The 16,362-nt window shown below is 67.8% G+C and carries 17 protein-coding genes; 11 read left to right on the top strand and 6 right to left on the bottom strand.

Going from position 1 to position 16,362, the window contains the following annotated elements; translation table 11 throughout:
• Nucleotides 1-50: 50 nt before the first annotated feature.
• The 3 genes from ACFXHA_RS03955 (at nt 51) to ACFXHA_RS03945 (ending at nt 2,931) form a co-directional block, all read left to right on the top strand.
• Nucleotides 51-1,748 (top strand): serine/threonine-protein kinase, encoded by a 1,698-nt coding sequence (locus tag ACFXHA_RS03955; protein WP_379352657.1) that lies wholly within the window; start codon nt 51-53, stop codon nt 1,746-1,748.
• Between the two features lie 87 nt (nt 1,749-1,835).
• Nucleotides 1,836-2,510 carry an HAD family hydrolase gene (locus ACFXHA_RS03950; RefSeq protein ID WP_379352656.1) on the top strand — a complete coding sequence of 225 codons (675 nt, stop codon included), beginning with the start codon at nt 1,836-1,838 and terminating at the stop codon, nt 2,508-2,510.
• Nucleotides 2,511-2,565: 55 nt separating this feature from the next.
• On the top strand, nt 2,566-2,931 hold the full coding sequence (locus ACFXHA_RS03945) for an MmcQ/YjbR family DNA-binding protein (RefSeq protein ID WP_379352654.1): 366 nt from the start codon (nt 2,566-2,568) through the stop codon (nt 2,929-2,931).
• A 44-nt stretch (nt 2,932-2,975) separates the two neighbouring features.
• On the opposite strand, the gene ACFXHA_RS03940 is transcribed toward ACFXHA_RS03945, so the two are convergent.
• Nucleotides 2,976-4,100 carry an epoxide hydrolase family protein gene (locus ACFXHA_RS03940; RefSeq protein ID WP_379352652.1) on the bottom strand — a complete coding sequence of 375 codons (1,125 nt, stop codon included), beginning with the start codon at nt 4,098-4,100 and terminating at the stop codon, nt 2,976-2,978.
• A 117-nt stretch (nt 4,101-4,217) separates the two neighbouring features.
• Between ACFXHA_RS03940 and ACFXHA_RS03935 the strand changes: the two genes are divergently transcribed.
• Nucleotides 4,218-5,174, top strand: a complete 957-nt coding sequence (locus tag ACFXHA_RS03935; RefSeq protein ID WP_379352650.1) for a helix-turn-helix transcriptional regulator — start codon at nt 4,218-4,220, stop codon at nt 5,172-5,174.
• 9 nt (nt 5,175-5,183) lie between these two features.
• Here ACFXHA_RS03935 and ACFXHA_RS03930 read toward each other — a convergent pair whose 3' ends face one another.
• Together ACFXHA_RS03930 and ACFXHA_RS03925 are read right to left on the bottom strand one after the other, a co-directional pair.
• Entirely contained in the window at nt 5,184-5,837 is a 654-nt protein-coding gene (locus ACFXHA_RS03930) for a hypothetical protein (protein ID WP_379352648.1), read from the bottom strand.
• An 80-nt stretch (nt 5,838-5,917) separates the two neighbouring features.
• On the bottom strand, nt 5,918-6,832 hold the full coding sequence (locus tag ACFXHA_RS03925; RefSeq protein WP_379352646.1) for a toprim domain-containing protein: 915 nt from the start codon (nt 6,830-6,832) through the stop codon (nt 5,918-5,920).
• A gap of 211 nt (nt 6,833-7,043) precedes the next feature.
• On the opposite strand from ACFXHA_RS03925, the gene ACFXHA_RS03920 reads away from it, so the two are divergent.
• The 6 genes from ACFXHA_RS03920 to hisG all read left to right on the top strand — a co-directional run bounded on the left by ACFXHA_RS03920 (nt 7,044) and on the right by hisG (nt 13,479).
• Nucleotides 7,044-7,940: an arpA protein gene (locus ACFXHA_RS03920; RefSeq protein WP_379352644.1), complete on the top strand. Its 897-nt coding sequence runs from the start codon at nt 7,044-7,046 to the stop codon at nt 7,938-7,940.
• Nucleotides 7,941-7,954: 14 nt separating this feature from the next.
• Entirely contained in the window at nt 7,955-8,782 is an 828-nt protein-coding gene (locus tag ACFXHA_RS03915) for a class I SAM-dependent methyltransferase (protein ID WP_379352642.1), read from the top strand.
• A gap of 87 nt (nt 8,783-8,869) precedes the next feature.
• On the top strand, nt 8,870-10,252 hold the full coding sequence (locus tag ACFXHA_RS03910) for an NAD(P)/FAD-dependent oxidoreductase (protein WP_379352640.1): 1,383 nt from the start codon (nt 8,870-8,872) through the stop codon (nt 10,250-10,252).
• A 172-nt stretch (nt 10,253-10,424) separates the two neighbouring features.
• A complete protein-coding gene (locus tag ACFXHA_RS03905) occupies nt 10,425-12,227 on the top strand; it encodes a choline/carnitine O-acyltransferase (protein WP_379352638.1) in 1,803 nt (600 codons plus the stop codon).
• A gap of 43 nt (nt 12,228-12,270) precedes the next feature.
• Nucleotides 12,271-12,534 (top strand): phosphoribosyl-ATP diphosphatase, encoded by a 264-nt coding sequence (locus ACFXHA_RS03900; RefSeq protein ID WP_033085388.1) that lies wholly within the window; start codon nt 12,271-12,273, stop codon nt 12,532-12,534.
• A gap of 93 nt (nt 12,535-12,627) precedes the next feature.
• Nucleotides 12,628-13,479, top strand: coding sequence for an ATP phosphoribosyltransferase (hisG, locus tag ACFXHA_RS03895; RefSeq protein WP_379352636.1), 852 nt, complete (start codon nt 12,628-12,630; stop codon nt 13,477-13,479).
• On the opposite strand, the gene ACFXHA_RS03890 is transcribed toward hisG, so the two are convergent.
• Nucleotides 13,480-14,355 carry a RecB family exonuclease gene (locus ACFXHA_RS03890; RefSeq protein WP_379352634.1) on the bottom strand — a complete coding sequence of 292 codons (876 nt, stop codon included), beginning with the start codon at nt 14,353-14,355 and terminating at the stop codon, nt 13,480-13,482.
• Nucleotides 14,356-14,419: 64 nt separating this feature from the next.
• On the opposite strand from ACFXHA_RS03890, the gene ACFXHA_RS03885 reads away from it, so the two are divergent.
• Nucleotides 14,420-15,253, top strand: coding sequence for a tRNA (adenine-N1)-methyltransferase (locus ACFXHA_RS03885; RefSeq protein WP_379352632.1), 834 nt, complete (start codon nt 14,420-14,422; stop codon nt 15,251-15,253).
• Nucleotides 15,254-15,345: 92 nt separating this feature from the next.
• Here the strand turns inward: ACFXHA_RS03885 and ACFXHA_RS03880 are convergent, their stop codons facing one another.
• A complete protein-coding gene (locus ACFXHA_RS03880; RefSeq protein WP_379352630.1) occupies nt 15,346-15,771 on the bottom strand; it encodes a hypothetical protein in 426 nt (141 codons plus the stop codon).
• 33 nt (nt 15,772-15,804) lie between these two features.
• Complete coding sequence (locus ACFXHA_RS03875) at nt 15,805-16,251, bottom strand: hypothetical protein (RefSeq protein WP_379352629.1); 447 nt, start codon at nt 16,249-16,251, stop codon at nt 15,805-15,807.
• Between the last annotated feature and the right edge of the window lie 111 nt (nt 16,252-16,362).

Here is a 16,362-nt window from a genome sequence, read left to right as displayed (position 1 = left end):
CAGAGTTGCAGGGTGCTCGGCGCGAAGCCTTGCAGGAGGGGCACGACCACATGAGCTCAGACCGGCTGATTGCGGGGCGGTACCGACTAACGGATCCGATCGGCACCGGTGCGATGGGGGTCGTGTGGCGCGCGACCGATGTCCGGCTGCGACGCACCGTCGCGGTCAAACAATTGCTGCTGGCACCGGGACTGACCCGGTCGCAGACCGTGGAGGCTCGGATGCGGGCGATGCGTGAGGGGCGCATCGCGGCCCGCCTGCATCACCCCAACGCCGTCACCGTGTTCGATGTGGCGGACGAGGACGGCCAGCCCTGGCTGGTCATGGAATACGTGGACGCACCCAGTCTCGCGGCGTTGATGCGGGAGAAGGGGCAGCTCGCGCCGACCGAGGTGGCCCGCATCGGGGCCAAGGTGGCCGAGGCGCTGGCCGCTGCGCACAAGGCCGGGATCGTGCACCGGGATGTGAAGCCCGCCAACATTCTGGTGGCCGACGACGGGACGGTGAAGATCACCGACTTCGGCATCTCGCGTGCCACCGGCGACGTCACCGTCACCTCGACGGGATTCCTGGCGGGCACGCCCGCCTACCTCTCGCCCGAGGTGGCGCGCGGCGAGAATCCCGAATCCCCTTCGGACGTCTTCGCTTTGGGTTCGACGCTCTACGCGGCGGTCGAGGGCAAACCGCCGTTCGGGGAGGGCGACAACCCCCTGGCCGTACTGCACTCGGTGGCCCGCGCGCTGGTGCCGCAGCCCACTCACGCGGCCGCGTTGGCACCGGTGCTGATGGATCTATTGGCCGCCGAGGCGGGCGATCGCCCGACCATGGAACAGGCCGCCGAACGATTGCACGCGGTCGCGGAGGGCCGGGCCCCGGCCGTGCCGATCCAGCCGACCAAGGTGCTGCCCGCGGCGACAAGCGTTGCGGCCATGGGCAGTTCGGACGCGACCACGGTGCTGTCCACCTCCCGCACGGGCGCGCCGAGCAATGCCGCCGACGCCACCGTGCACGTCGACATGAGTCAAGGGGCACGCGGTACGGTGCCGCCCGGGCTGCCGCCGAACGGATCGGGTGGCGGGAAATCCGCGGGCGGGCAACGTATTCCGCGTCAGCTGGTGCTGGTGGCGGCCGGTGTGGTCGGGGCGCTGGTGCTGGCCGCGGTGATCGCGATCGCGGTCAACCACAACGGCGGCGGCACGACCCAAGCCGGTGGCACCACCACGCTGACGGCGACGGGCTCCGCGCCGGTGACCAGCGGGCCGGAGAACATCGGGCCCGCGGACGGCGGCAATCAGCAGCCCACGCGGGAAGGCCAGGCGGGCGGGGCGACCCACGTGCCGACCACCACCCCGGCCCCGAGCACTCCGCCGTCGTCCACCCCGGCACCGAGTTCCTCGGCCAAGCCGACGACTCCGCCGCCGTCGACCACGGCCTTCGGTCCGCAGCCGGGTGCGTCGGTGGCCTCGTTCGTGCAGGGCTACTACGGCATGCTGCCGGGCAACGTGAGCGGCGCCTGGTCGATGCTCTCGCCCGGCTACCAGTCCTCGACCGGTGGCTATAACAGTTATGCCGCGTTCTGGGCCGGTGTCACCTCGGTGAGTGTGGGTGCGGTCACGCCCAACGGCGACAACCGGGCCGTGGTGGCACTCACCTACGTGTTGAAGAACGGGCAGGTCAGCACCGAGAACCGGTGGATCCAAGTGGACTCCTCCACCGGGCACCTGCTGATCGCGGCATCGGGCCTCTAGCAGCCCGACCCGCGTGCCCCCGATAGGCTGAACCGGCTCCACCCGAGGTGGGGCCGGTTTTCGGTTTTCTGGAAGGAGTACGAGTCGGTGGCGCGTTTGGACGCGGTGTTGTGGGACATGGACGGAACGCTGCTGGACTCGGAGAAGCTCTGGGACCTGGCATTGCGCGAACTGGCGGCGGAGTACGGGCGCGAGCTGACCGAAGAGGTCCGGCACGCGCTCATCGGGGCATCCGGACCCAACGCGTTCCGAATCCTGTTCGAGGGGTTGGGTATCGAGCACACGCCCGAGACGGTCGCGCAGGGCTCGGACTGGATGGAACAGCGGGTGACCGAGCTGTTCGCCGGCCCGGTGCCGTGGCGACCGGGCGCCCGTGAGGCCTTGGAGTTGGTGCGGGCCGCCGGAATTCCGATGGCGCTCGTCACCAATACCAAGAGGTCCCTCGCAGAGTTGGGGCTGAACACCCTCGGCCGCGAATTCTTCCGGGCCACCGTATGCGCCGACGAGGTGCCGCACGGCAAGCCCGCGCCGGACCTGTACCTGCGGGCGGCCGAACTACTCGGCGTCGACCCGGAAACTGCTGTGGCCATCGAGGATTCGCCGACGGGTGCGACCGCCGCGCAGGCAGCCGGGTGTGCGCTGCTCGTAGTGCCGTGCGAGGTTCCAGTACCGGATGCGCCGGGTCGCACCTTCCGCGAGAGCCTGGTGGGCCTGACCCTCGATGATCTGGAAGACCTGGTACGGGTGCACGCCACCCCCTGAACCACGGTTCCCATTCGTCCAAGGCCGGGCCGTGATCGTGGCCTAGCTTGCGGGTATGGACAGTGAGCTGGAGCGACTACGCCGCGTGTGCACCGGGCTGCCCGAGGTGACCGAGAAGGTCAGCCACGGCGAACCCGCCTGGTTCGCGGGCGGCAAGAAGATGTTCGTCATGTTCGCCGACCATCACCACGACGAGCGGCGCGGATTCTGGTGCGCCGCACCGGCCGGAGTGCAACAGGAACTGGTCGAGACCGAGCCGCAGCGGTTCTTCCGGCCGCCGTATGTGGGGCATCGCGGCTGGCTCGGGGTGTACCTGGATGTGGCCGTGGACTGGGACGAGATCGGCGAGATCGTCGAGGACGCCTACCGGGAGGTGGCGACGAAAAAGCTACTGGCGGCGCTGGATTCGCGCACCGCATAGGACCGGCCCGGCGAGAACGCCGGGCCGGTTCTGATTTTCGGTGATCAGTGCAGCGGACCGAAGAAGGTTCGCAGGTCGCCGGCGAGGTTGGCGGGATCTTCCATGGCCGGGAAGTGGAGGCCGCGTTCGAATTCCGTCCAGTGGGCATCGGCCGGGGCCGGGACCACGCGGCGGACGGTCTCGTCCGCACCGAAGACGGCGAAGCCCTGCGGTACCGCCGGCGGCGCGCCCCACTCGGAGGAATGCGACTGCTCGTAGAGGGTGTGGGCGGCCGAGGCGCCCGAGCCGGTGAACCAGTACAGGCTGACAGTGGTGAGCAGCTGGTCGCGGTCGATGGGCAGATCGGTCCAGGACTCGAATTTCTCGGCGATCCAAGCCAACTGGAGCAGGGGTGAATCCACCAGGCCGTAGCCGATGGTCTGCGGGCGACTGTTCTGGATGGCCAGATAACCCGAGCCCTCGCGGCGGAACGCGTCCATGCGGTCGAGGATCACCTTGTCCACCGGGTCGTTGGGGTCGAGGCGATCGGCCAGACCGGGCAGGAAGGTGGCCACATTGGCGGCCGTCATCGGATCGGTGACCACGTGCACGCCGGTCACATGCTCAGCGTCGAGAGTCGCGACCAGGCCCGAGACGCCGCCGCCGACATCGCCACCGTGTACCCCGTAGCGGTCGTAGCCCAGCCGGGCCATGAGCTCGATCCAGGCGCGGGCGGCCCGCGCCATGGTCCAGCCGACGCCCGCGAGCGGAGTGGACAGGGTGTAACCGGGCAGCGAGGGGGCGATCACATGGAACGCCTGACCCTCGGCGGGATCGGTGAGCAGCGGGATCAGGGTCAGGAATTCGGCGATCGAGCTGGGGAAGCCGTGGGTGATGAGCAGCGGCCGCGCATCCGGGTGCTCGGAGCGGACATGCAGGAAGTGGATGTGCTGGCCGTCGATCTCGGTGGTGAACTGGGGGAAGGCATTGAGTTCGGCTTCCTGTGCACGCCAATCGAATTCGGTGCGCCAGTAGTCGGCCAGCTCGCGCAGCGCGGGTTCGGGGATACCGCGCTCCCAGCCGGTGCCCGGGAGCTGGGCGGCCCAGCGGGCGCGGGTCAGACGGTCGTCGAGGTAGTCGAGATCGGACTGCGGGATATCGAGGGTGAAGGGGTGAATCTCGGTGCTCATCAAGGTGTTCCGTTCACTAGGAAGAACTCTTCCGAGGCTCTTCATCTTGCGCTCGGTACCCACGGTAGAAGCCATTGCGGAACGGTTCGTTCCTCAATGTGCGGATACGATCGACGAATGTTGGAAACCTCCGCCCGGCTGCTGCGACTGCTGTCGCTGCTGCAGTCCCGGCGCGACTGGACCGGCGCCGAGCTCGCCGACCGGCTGCAGGTCACCGGGCGCACCATTCGCAAGGACATGGACCGGCTGCGGGAACTCGGATATCCCGTCGAAGCCCGCCCGGGTGTCGACGGCGGTTACCGCCTCGGAGTCGGCGGCGCGCTACCGCCGCTACTGCTCGACGATGACGAGGCCGTGGCCGTAGCGATCGGATTGCGCAGCGCCGCCGGCGGTTCCATCCTCGGGATCGAGGAGACATCACTGCGTGCGCTGACCAAACTGCAGCAGATCCTGCCGTCGCGGCTGCGGCATCGGGTCAGCGCGTTCCAGCACGCGGTACCGGTACCGATGCGCGGGCCGCGAGTCAGCCCGGACACGCTGACCGCCATTGCCGCGGCCTGCCGCGATCATGAACGACTGCGCTTCGACTACCGGACCCACTCCGGCAGCGCGTCGCGCCGCTCGGTCGAGCCGTACCGGCTGATCAGCCACCGGCAGCGCTGGTATCTGCTGGCCTGGGACCTCGATCGCGCCGACTGGCGCACCTTCCGGGCGGACCGCATGGACCCGCGCACCCCGGCCGGGCCACGCTTCACCCCCCGCCCGCTCCCACCCGACTCCGACATCGCCGCCCGCGTCGAACGCGGTGTGGGGGAAGCCACCTGGCGCTACCGTGCCCGGGTCATCGTGCACGCCTCGGCCGATCATGTGCGGCAACGAATTCCGATCCCGATCGACGTCGAGGAACTGGGCCCGGACCGCTGCGCCTTCGAACCCGGCTCCGATCACCCCGAAATGCTCGCCCTCTACCTGGGCCTGCTCGACGCCGACTTCGAGCTCGTCGACTCCCCGGAACTGGTTGCGGCCCTTCGCGCCCTGATCGACCGCTACCAGCGTGCGCTGCCGCCGTCCTGATCGTGCGGGTCAGCCCTCGAAGGGGCGCACCGAGATCCGCTCGGGTTCGAGCTCGGTCTTCGCCAGCGCCTCCAGCAGTGACGACATGGCCTCGCGGGCGGTCCTGTGGCCGGTGTCGTGCGTGACGGTCACGGTGCCGGCGACCGGATCATGGACGAGGTCACAGCCTTCCAGACGCTCACGCCAGTATGCGAGCCGCTCGGCGTCGAAATCGACTACCCGGCTGACCATCTCGACCAGCCACTGCGGACTCGGCTCGATCGCGACCTCGAGCTCGTCCTCGAAGCTGCCGGGGTCGTCGGCCCTGTCGAACATGGCTTTGAGCCAACGCATCTGCGGGACCAGCCGGGTGTTCTCCACCGCGGTCGAATACTCCGCCCGAATCGTCCGCAGCGGCCATACCGCCACCGCCGGGAGCTCCCGGAACATCCGCGCGATCAGCGCGCTCGGATCGCCGTCGTTCCAATCCTCCGTCTCGTCCTCGTAGATGCTGCGTCCCAGTGAAATCCGCTGTGACCATCCTTGATAACTGAATCCCGACTGGTTGACCGTCTTGAAATCGGTCATCAGCCGTTCGAAATCATCGTCGGTCAGTCGTGGTGTGTCGTAGATGAATTCGACTTTCCAGCTCGCGCCCAGGACGGACGGAATCTCGAATGACATAAGCCCTTTCCGGATAATCGGCGGAAAGGCATGCTACGCAACCAACTGGACGGTCGCAAAGGAGTTTTGGTGACCGGCTGTCAGCGGTGCCGGTAGTACGCGTCGAGTATCGGTACCGGATCGAGCTCCGAGATCTGGTGGCCGGCGTCGCAGTGATCGGTGAGGTCCTTGCCGTCGCGTGCCTGTACGACTCGCAGCTCACCCACTGAATTCTGGAGTGAGTCGGCGACTTTCGCCGCGTGCCGATAGCCGGGAGCGTCTCGATCCGCGACGACCCATACCCGGCGCGCTCCGCGTAACCAGTGCGCGTGCTCGGCTCGCCAGCCTTGCGCCCCACCGGCATTGCAGGTCGCGGTTACGCCGGCGTGTATCGCGGTCAGGACATCCGCCTCGCCTTCGCACACGTAGATGTCGTGCCCGTTGCGCACCGCATCGATCACATCGGGCAGCCGGAACGGCAGATGTGCGAATCCGCCGTTCTCCCAACCGGTATCGGTTCGGCGCAGTTGATAGAACGATTTGACGTGTCCCTGTCGGTGCAGGGTTCGTACCCGTACCACGCAGCCTGCCGAGCGTCCATCCGGCCCTCGATACAGATAGGAAGCGACATTCTGCGGCTTCCTGATCGGTGGCCCGTAATCCCGTTTGACCACCGAAAGTGGCAGCCCCGCTGCGAGAATCGCCCTATCCGCCACACCCGGCACACCTTCCACCCGGCCGGTCGGACGCCGCTGCGGCGGTGGCCCGTCGAACAGATCCCGCACCCGCAACCCGAGCCGCTCGAGCACGTCCTCATCGGAGCATCCGGCAAAACACCGCAGCACGGTTCGCTGCCGTGCCGAGTTGTAGACCACCCCCAGCGACGCCCGATGCCGCCGACCATCACCCTCGTGCACCGGGCACAAATACGTGGTCCACTCGACCCCGCGCTTCCCCGGCCCGGACACCCGATTCAGCGCCCGGTTGATGGTCTCCCACGATCCCTGAGTACCCATGCCACCGGTCCTCCTACTACCGGTGTACCCGCCCGAAAGGGCTAGTCAAAGCCCCTGGATCGAGTTGTGGCGCAAGTGAAATACGGACCTCGGGCCGGCGTCGGCGGGCGCGGCGTGAAATGTCAAAGATTGTGGGGCACAGGAAAAGTGAGTGTTCACAATTGGGGCGTATCCCGGGCGTGTCGGGGGCGGGGCGGCGAGAATATGCGGCATGGTTGCGGTTGGGGGTTGGGCGGACGCAGGGGAGACCGGTGAGGTGGCCGCGGGGGCGGTACCCGGGGTGGATGTCGAGCGGTATCCGCTGGATGAACCCGGTGGTGAACGCTGGATGGACGCTGTACGGGGCGCACGAGCGGAGCTGGCTGCCGACGGGTGCTGCGTGTTGCGGGGCTTCATCCGGCCGGAGTTGTTGGGCACCTTGCGGATCGAAGGCGTCGCCCTGGCTCCGCAGGCGTACTACACCGTGCAGGACGTCAACGCCTACAACATTCCGTTGGATGCGGACCTGCCCGCCGACCATCCGGGACGGATCGTGCTGCGGCGTGGAAACGCGTTCGTCGCAAGGGATCTCATTCCGCGCGAGGCGCTGATTCACCAGTTGTACACCGACACAAGGTTTCAGCGGTTCGTGGCGGAGTGCTTCGATCTACCGGAACTGCACGAGTACACCGATCCGCTGGCGGGGCTGTGCCTCAATGTGGTGGCGCCGGGGAACTCGCATCCGTGGCATTTCGACACCAACGAGTTCACCGTCAGCATGCTCACCCAGGAGCCGGAATCCGGTGGGGTGTTCGAGTATTGCCCGAACATCCGGTCGCGGACCGCGGAGAACCTGGCGGACGTGCGGGCGGTACTGACCGGGGAAGGGGAGGAGTTCATCCGGCGGCTGGAATTGCGGCCGGGCGATCTGCAGCTGTTCCAGGGGAGATTCTCACTGCACCGGGTCGCGCCGGTCGGCGGGACCCTGCCACGGCATTCGGCGATCTTCGCCTACAGCGACACACCGGGATTGATCGGCACCGCCGAACGCACCCGGCAACTCTTCGGCCGGGTACTGCCCGACCATCTGGCCGCCGGCGAGGTCCGCGGCGATCGACTGCTCGACTGAGAAGGGAACAGCGCGTGCCGGTTTCGTTGCACAGCTCCACCGGAAAAGCCTCCTTCGACGATATCTACGATCGGCCCGATCCACGCCAGTACTACGCCCGCATGGCCGAATTGGATTATCAGATACCGGAATTGGCGAAACCGCACTTCCAGCGGCTGCTCACCGAATATCGGGAAGCGACCGGAATCACCGCGCCGACGGTCCTGGACATCGGCTGCTCCTACGGAGTGAACGCGGCCCTGCTGCGTTTGGACGCCAGCATGGCAGACCTCGCCGAGCATTACCGCGCCGGTGGCGACACCGAGAAACTCCTCACCCGCGACCGCGAACTGCTCGCCTCCGACGATCGGCTACCCGGAGTCCGATTCGTCGGGATGGATGCCTCGCGTCCGGCCCTCGACTACGCCCGCGCCGCCGGATTCCTCGACGACATCGTGCACGCCGACCTGGAAGCCGCCGACCCCACCGAGGCCCAGCGCGCCACCCTGGCCGCCGCCGACCTGGTCATCTCCACCGGCTGCGTGGGCTATATCTCCGAACGCACCCTGCTGCGCGTCGCCCGCGCCCACGGCGGAAAACTGCCCTGGATGGCACATTTCGTGCTGCGCATGTTCTCGTTCGAGCCCATTGCCACGCACCTCGGCACGCTCGGTTACGAAACCGAACTCCTGCCGGGCGTCTACCGGCAGCGCCGCTTCGCCTCCCCGGACGAACAGGCCCGCGTCCTGGACACTTTGGCGGCCAGCGGAATCGATCCCGGTGACCTCGAATCCGACGGCTGGCTCTACGCGCAGCTGTATCTCTCCCGCCCGAAGAGCGGCCTCACCGCCGAGAAATCCTGAATTGCGGGGAGACCGGACGAACCGTGCCGAATCGAAAAGACATGCGGGATTCACCTGAAACCATCGCCGGATTGTTACGGTGAACCGGTGGCACCAGCGAAAATCGTAATTGTCGGCGGTGGTTTCGCGGGCGTGGAATGCGCCCGCTATCTGGAGCGCCGAGTCAAACCGGACGAAGCGCACATCCAGCTCATCACGCCCGACGCGGGGCTGCTGTATCTGCCGCTGCTGCCGCAGGTCGCTTCCGGCACACTCAATCCGCGCTCGGTGTCGGTGTCGCTGCGGCGGGTGCTGCGGCGTACCGAGATCATCCCCGGCATGGCCGTCGGCGTCGACGCACCGACCCGGCAGGTCATCGTGCGCCGGCACTCCGGTGAGGAATGCGCCTACGAGTTCGATCAGCTGGTGCTCTCACCCGGCAGCATCACCCGCATCCAGGACGTGCCCGGCCTGCACGAGCACGGCTTCGGCATGAAGACGCTCTCGGAGGCCATGTACCTGCGCGACCATGTGCTGCGTCAGCTCGACGTGGCCGCGGTCACCGGCGAGGAGGATGTCGACCGGGAGCGGTTGAACTTCGTCACCATCGGCGCGGGCTACGCGGGCACGGAGACCACCGCGGTGCTCAACAAGGTCTGCCAGGCCGCCGCGAAACGCTACTTCCCGGCGGCCGAATCGACCATGGTGCGCTGGCATCTGGTCACCCACGGCGACAAGATCATGCCCGAGCTCGGTGAGCGCCTCGGCGCGGACGCGAAAAAGGTTCTGGCCGAACGCGGCATCGAGCTCATTTCGGGCGCGTCCGCGAAGGAGGTCACCGCGCGCGGCGTCACGCTCACCAACGGCCGGTTCATTCCGTCGCGGACCGTGCTGTGGACGGCCGGGGTCGCGGCCAGCCCGCTGGCCGGGCACCTCGGTGCCGACACCGATCACGGCCGCATTGTCGTCCAGGCCGATTTCAGCGTGCCCGGGCTGCAGGGCGTGTGGGCGCTCGGCGACGCGGCCGCCGTCCCGGATCTGGCCGGGGGCGTGGGCAAGACGTGCCCGCCCACCGCACAGCACGCCATGCGCCAGGGCAAGCACATGGCCAAGAACATCCTCGCTACCTTGCGCGGCGGGCAGGTCAAACCCTACCGGCACCCGGACCTCGGTCTCGTGGTCGACCTCGGCGGCAAGGACGCGCTCGCGCGGCCGCTGAAGATCGGATTGCGCGGTGTCCCCGCACAATTCGTGACCCGCAGCTACCACCTCGGCGCGCTGCGCACCGTCGTGGCGCGGGCACGCGTCGCCTTCGACTGGGCGGTGCACGGCTTGAGCGGAGACGACTTCCTGCGCATCGGCTACGGCGACTACGCCACCCACACCATCGGCGGATTCGAGCAGACCGGCTGCTATCTCTCACCCGGTGAGGTGGAGTTGCGGCTCGAGAAGCTGTGCAAACCCGAGACGCACGGCAACTGGCTCGCATGAAAACTGTTGTAGCGCAGTAAAACAACTTCCCTTCTGAGTACGTCAGGATTCGCCCGAATCCTGGCGCACAGACCGGTTCGTTGACCAGAATGGTGCGGTGGCCGGTCGGGGGACGGTCACACGTGTGCAAAAAGCCAGGCTGCCCCTGACCCATCGAACCCGAGGACAACCCTTGAGCGAGAGCACCTTCGCCTTCGACGAGCAGCTGCCCCGCGTGCCGCTGCCCACGTTGGAGGAGAGCTGCACCCGGTTCCTGCACTGGTGCGCGCCGCTGCTCACCTCCGACCAGTACGCCGCCACCGCGGCCAGCGTCGAGGATCTGCTGCGGCCCGACAGCCCCGCCCGCACCCTGCACGCCGACCTGGAACGATTCGACAACACACCCGGCGTCGGGAGTTGGCTCGACGAGTTCTGGCCCTCGCGCTACCTGGGCCGGCGCGATCGAATCGCGTTGAACGCCAACTTCTTCTTCCTCTTCCGCGACGACACCGTGCTGGCCCGCTCGACGAGCGCCGACCAGAGCGAACGGGCGGCCGCGCTGATCACCGCGGCCGTCGACTACAAGCTGCGCCTCGATCGCGAGGAGATCCCGCCCGCCACCCAGCGCGGCACCCGACTCAATATGGCGCAGAACAAGTTCCTGTTCTCCGAGACCCGTATTCCGGGCGCGCCGCAGGACACCGTGCGGGTGCCCTACAGTGACGCCTGGCCGGGACACTCCGACGCCCGCCACATCCTGGTCTTCTACCGCGGCAACATGTTCCGGATGGACGTGATCGGCCCCGGCGGCGCACCCTACACGCCCGAGGACCTCGCCGCGGGCCTGCGCTCGGTCATGAAGGCCGGTGCCCGTCGCGCCGCCACCAACGCCTCGCCCGGACACCTCACCACCCTGGCCCGCGCCGACTGGGCCCCGGTCTACGCGGCGCTGCGGCCCACCAATACCGCCGCCTTCGACACCATCGAGACCGCGCTGTTCTGCATCTGCCTCGAGGACTTCGCGCCGCGCGACACCCTGCACGCGTGTGATCAACTCCTGCACGGCGACAGCGGCAATCGGTGGTACGACAAGGCGGTGTCGTTCATCGTCTTCGCCGACGGCGCGGCCGGAATCAATGTCGAGCACTGCGGCCTGGACGGCACCACCATCCTGTCCTTCGTCGACACCCTGCTGGAAGCACCGGTGAGCGCACACGCCGAGGAGTCCGGCGCGCAACCGCAGGGCCTGCCCGCCGCCGAACCCGTCGAGTTCGTGCTCGGCCCCGAGGCGAAGACCGAGATCGCCTCGGCCGCCGCCTCTTTCGCGCAGTACGCCGCCGAGAACGCCACCAGCACGGTGTCGTTCGACTTCGGTACCGCCCGGGCCAAGAGCCTCGGCATGTCCCCGGACGCGCTGGCGCAGTTGAGCTATCAGCTCGCCCACAAGCGCAGCAAGGGATTCAACGGCGCGACCTACGAATCCATCGCCACCCGGCAGTTCCGCAACGGCCGCACCGAGGCCATGCGGGTCATCACCCCGGAAATGCTGGACTTCGTTGCGGCCATGGAGGATCCGGCCGTGGACCGGGACCGCAAACTGGTCGCCGCCCGCACCGCCGCCGAAGCGCACGTGCGGCGCGCCCAGGAATGCCAGCGTGGCGAGGCCCCCGAACAGCACCTGTGGGAGCTGCAGTGGATCCAGCGCCGCCGCGGTGAGCAGTTGGGCGCGACCGCCCCGATGGCGTTCTACGACAGCCCCGGCTGGACCATCAGCCGCGACGACTTCCTGTCCACCAGCTCCGCGCCATCGGTGAACATCCAGTTCTTCGGATTCGGCTCCACCAGCCCCACCTGCATCGGCATCGCCTACGTGCTGCTGCCCGACCGCTGGAACCTCTATCTGGCCACGCCCAAGCACGTCGCGCAGCAGATGCACGACTTCGCCGGGCAGCTGCGCGAGGCGGTCGCCGAACTCACGGAACTGCTCACCGTATAACCGATTGCGGGGAGTGTGCGCCCATCTGAAAGAATCACTCCCCGTGAAATCTTTCGAAGCCCTGTTCGCCGAGCTGCAGGATCGTGCCGCCAACCGCCCCGAGGGGTCGGGCACCGTCGCCGCCCTGGACGCCGGCGTGCATGCGCAGGGCAAGAAGGTACTCGAAGAAGCCGGTGAGGTCTGGATCGCCGCCGAGTACCAGAGCGATGAGGAGCTCTCCGAGGAGATCTCGCAGCTGCTCTACTGGGTGCAGGTGCTGATGGTGGGCCGCGGCCTGCGGCTCGAGGACGTGTACCGACATCTGTGACGCGCCGGGCCGCCCGCACACACCGTGCGGGCGGCCCGTCGTTCGTCCTCCGTCGTCACGCCACCTCATCCCCGTTCCGAAAGGACCACCCCAATGCTTCGCGTCGCAGTACCCAACAAGGGCGCACTGTCCGAATCCGCCGTCGCCATCCTGTCCGAGGCGGGCTACCGCAAACGCGGTGACTCGCGCGATCTGAGCGTCATCGACCCGGTCAACCAGGTCGAGTTCTACTTCCTGCGCCCCAAGGACATCGCCATCTACGTCGGCTCCGGCGAGCTGGACCTCGGCATCACCGGCCGCGACCTGGCACGGGATTCCGGTGCGCGCGTGCAGGAACGGCTCGCGCTCGGCTTCGGCCGCTCCACCTTCCGGTATGCCGCCCCGGCCGGGCGCGACTGGAAGGTCGAGGACCTCTACGACAAGCGCATCGCCACCTCCTACCCGAACCTGGTGCTGCAGGACCTGGCCGCGCGCGGCATCGAGGCCGAGGTCATCCGCCTCGACGGCGCGGTCGAGATCTCGATCCAGCTCGGTGTCGCCGACGCCATCGCCGATGTGGTCGGCTCGGGCCGCACCCTGCGTCAGCACAACCTGGTCGCCTTCGGCGATATCCTGTGCGACTCCGAGGGCGTGCTGATCGAGGCCGAGGGCGCCGACCAGTCCGACAAGGCCCGCAACCAGCTCGTCGCCCGCATCCAGGGTGTGGTGTTCGCCCAGCAGTACCTGATGCTCGACTACGACTGCCCCAAGTCGCTGCTCGACGCGGCCGTCAAGATCACTCCCGGTCTGGAGTCGCCGACCATCGCCCCGCTCACCGATCCGGAATGGGTCGCGGTGCGCGCGCTGGTGCCGCGCAAGAACGGCAACGAGCTCATGGACCGGCTGGCGGATCTCGGTGCCAAGGCGATCCTGGCCACCGACATCCGTTCCTGCCGCGCCTTCTGATCAGTCCTCGTCGGGACGATCGGTTCCCTCCGGCTCGGCGTCCACCGGGCCGGACGGGAAAGGCGGTGGGGTGCCACCGAATTCGGGGCATAGTCGCTTGAAGTCGCAGTACTGGCACATCCAGCCCGGACTGGGCGGGAACTCACCGGTCTCGGCGGCGGTCACGATGGCCGCCCACAGGGCCGAGAGGATCCGCTCGAAACGCAGCAGCTCCTCCGGATCCGGGGCGTAGGTGAGGGTGATGCCGTCGGCCAGGTACATGAGTTTCAGTTCCGCCGGGGCCCGGCCCTGGGTGCGCAACAGGACCAGGGCGTAGAACTTCAGCTGGAACAGCGCCCGGGTCTCGTAGGCGATACCCGGTGCGCGACCGGTCTTGTAGTCGATGACATGCACGTCACCGGCGGGGGAGCGGTCGATGCGGTCCACGATCCCACGCAGCGGGGTGCCGTCGGGCAGTTCGGTTTCGATGAAGGTCTCGCAGGATTCCGGATCGAACCCGGTCGGGTCCTCGAGCCGGAAGTAGACGCCCACCAGCTTGCGGACCTCGGCGAGGAAGGTGTCGAGTTCCTCGGCCGGGATCAATTCCTCGACGCCGGGCCGGGATCCGCGCACCTCGGCCCAGGCGGGGTCGATGAGCGCGGTGGCGGCCTCGACGTCACGCTCGGCGGCCGGGAGCCCGAACAGGGCCTCCAGCACGGCATGCACCACCGTGCCGCGCACCGCCGCCCGCGAGGGCGGCTCGGGTATCTGATCGATGACCCGCAACCGGTATTTCAACGGGCACTGTTTGAAATCGATTGCGCGCGAAGGAGAGAGTGCGGGGCCGCGCGGTGCGAACCGCTCCGTCTCCGGGGTACTGATCACGTCAACCGACATACCTGGCAGGCTAAACGCAGGCACCGACAAGGTGTCCGCAACGACCAACACAGAACGGAGATTCATGACGGCCAGACGGACCGGCCCTTTCGAGATCGGTGACCGGGTACAGCTGACCGACGCCAAGGGACGCAAGTTCACGGTGATCCTGGAGGAGGGCAAGGAGTTCCACACCCACGCCGGTCACATCAAGCACGACGACCTCATCGGCGCCGACGAGGGCAGCGTGGTGAACTCCGCCAAGAACACCCCCTACCTGGCGTTGCGTCCGCTGCTGACCGACTACGTGCTGTCGATGCCGCGTGGCGCGGCGGTCATCTATCCCAAGGACTCCGCCCAGATCGTGCACGAGGGCGACATGTTCCCCGGCGCGAAGGTCCTCGAAGCCGGTGCCGGTTCCGGCGCGCTGACCTGCTCGCTGCTGCGCGCGGTCGGCCCCGAGGGCAAGGTCATCTCCTGGGAGATCCGCGAGGACCACGCCGAACACGCCGTCAAGAATGTCGAGCGCTTCTTCGGCGAGCGCCCCGCCAACTGGGAACTCACCCTCGGCGATGTCGCCGAGTACGCCGGCGAACAGGTCGACCGGGTCGTGCTGGACATGCTCAAGCCCTGGGAAACCCTCGAAACGGTCGCCAAGGTCCTCATCCCCGGCGGCGTCTTCCTCGCCTACGTGGCCACCACCACCCAGCTCTCCGAAGTGGTGGAATCGCTGCGCCGGCAGGGCTGCTGGACCGAGCCTCTCGCCTGGGAGTCCATGGTCCGCCCCTGGCACGTGGTCGGCCTCGCCGTCCGCCCCGAGCACCGCATGCAGGGCCACACCGCCTTCCTGGTGAAGGCCCGCCGCCTCGCCGACGGCCACACCGCCCCCAAGCCGCAGCGCCGCCCCTCCAAGGGTTAGCCCGCGCCGGAAGATATATCTCGTGGCCGACTCGGCCCGAAACGAACGCGCCCCCACCGGTTTCGGTGGGGGCGCGTCGGTGCTTTCACGGTTCAGCAGGGCGCCTTGCCCATTGCCAGGATGGTGCAGGCGGTGTTCTCCGAGAGCTGCCAGCCGGCGTCGGTGTGCTGCCAGCTCATCGGGACGCCGGGCATGGTGCCGTGCGGGGAGGAGATGGCGACCGAGGCGTCGGCGTTGTCGCCGTTGGCCTGCACGCCCGAGACGGTCCAGCCGATGGTGCCGTAGTTGGCCAGGCCCTGGTTCATCTTGTCGATGTTCGCGCTGCGCGCGCCACCGTTGACCATCAGCTGCGTCTTGTCCGCGGACGGAATGGACGGGTCGGTGAAGCGGACGAGCACCGACTGCAGATCGTCGGCGGTCGGCGCGGCCGTGTCGGCGGCGGCGAGACCCGCACCCGAGGTGAGCGCGGCGGTGGCCGCGGCAACGGCAAGGGTCAGGCGAACGGTACGAGCGAGCATGAACGGACGAGCCTTTCGATAATCGGGTGGGAATTACTGGCAGGCGGCGCGGGCCATGCCGAGGATGGTGCAGGCTCCCGCATCGGAGAGCTTCCATGTGCCGTCGCTGTACTGGAAGGTCATCGGGACGTCGGGCATGGTGCCGTGCGGCGAGGCCACCGACACCTTGGCGTCGGCCTTGTTGCCGTCCTGCTTGATTTCGCCGACGGTGAACCCGACCTGGTAATGCGCAAGACCCTGATTCATGGTGTCGATGTTTCCGAGACGCTTGTCGCCGTCGACGACTAGTTTGGCCTTGTCGGCAGCCGGTTTTGCCGGGTCGGCGAAGGCCGTGAGCACGCCCTGCAGGGCTTCCGCGGTCGGCGCGGGCGCGGCGGCGACCGACGAAGTGGAAGTTTTCGAGGACGAAGATCCCTTGTCGTCCGAGCCGCAGGCGGTCAGAGTGGCCGTAACAGCGGCGAGGGCCGCGACGGTAGCCACGGAAACACGGAGCGTCCTCGTGACGTTGCGCATACCAGGAGTACGACTGGTGGGAAGGAGCATCAACGGCACCTTTCGGCTCGGCAGGTGATCAACTCACCGGAAACAGGT

It is taken from the genome of Nocardia sp. NPDC059240 (assembly GCF_042753865.1).
Classification (GTDB): Bacteria; Actinomycetota; Actinomycetes; order Mycobacteriales; family Mycobacteriaceae; genus Nocardia.
Note: the sequence above shows the minus strand (reverse complement) of the source record. Positions and strands in the feature narration are given on the sequence as shown.

What these genes read in the sequence shown, in the direction of transcription:
- ACFXHA_RS03955 (WP_379352657.1), top strand. Translation starts at nt 51, where the DNA reads ATGAGCTCAGACCGGCTGATTGCGGGGCGGTACCGACTAACGGATCCG.
- ACFXHA_RS03945 (WP_379352654.1), top strand. Translation starts at nt 2,566, where the DNA reads ATGGACAGTGAGCTGGAGCGACTACGCCGCGTGTGCACCGGGCTGCCC.
- ACFXHA_RS03940 (WP_379352652.1), bottom strand. Translation starts at nt 4,100, where the DNA reads ATGAGCACCGAGATTCACCCCTTCACCCTCGATATCCCGCAGTCCGAT.
- ACFXHA_RS03935 (WP_379352650.1), top strand. Translation starts at nt 4,218, where the DNA reads ATGTTGGAAACCTCCGCCCGGCTGCTGCGACTGCTGTCGCTGCTGCAG.
- ACFXHA_RS03930 (WP_379352648.1), bottom strand. Translation starts at nt 5,837, where the DNA reads ATGTCATTCGAGATTCCGTCCGTCCTGGGCGCGAGCTGGAAAGTCGAA.
- ACFXHA_RS03925 (WP_379352646.1), bottom strand. Translation starts at nt 6,832, where the DNA reads ATGGGTACTCAGGGATCGTGGGAGACCATCAACCGGGCGCTGAATCGG.
- ACFXHA_RS03920 (WP_379352644.1), top strand. Translation starts at nt 7,044, where the DNA reads ATGGTTGCGGTTGGGGGTTGGGCGGACGCAGGGGAGACCGGTGAGGTG.
- hisG (WP_379352636.1), top strand. Translation starts at nt 12,628, where the DNA reads ATGCTTCGCGTCGCAGTACCCAACAAGGGCGCACTGTCCGAATCCGCC.
- ACFXHA_RS03890 (WP_379352634.1), bottom strand. Translation starts at nt 14,355, where the DNA reads ATGTCGGTTGACGTGATCAGTACCCCGGAGACGGAGCGGTTCGCACCG.
- ACFXHA_RS03885 (WP_379352632.1), top strand. Translation starts at nt 14,420, where the DNA reads ATGACGGCCAGACGGACCGGCCCTTTCGAGATCGGTGACCGGGTACAG.
- ACFXHA_RS03880 (WP_379352630.1), bottom strand. Translation starts at nt 15,771, where the DNA reads ATGCTCGCTCGTACCGTTCGCCTGACCCTTGCCGTTGCCGCGGCCACC.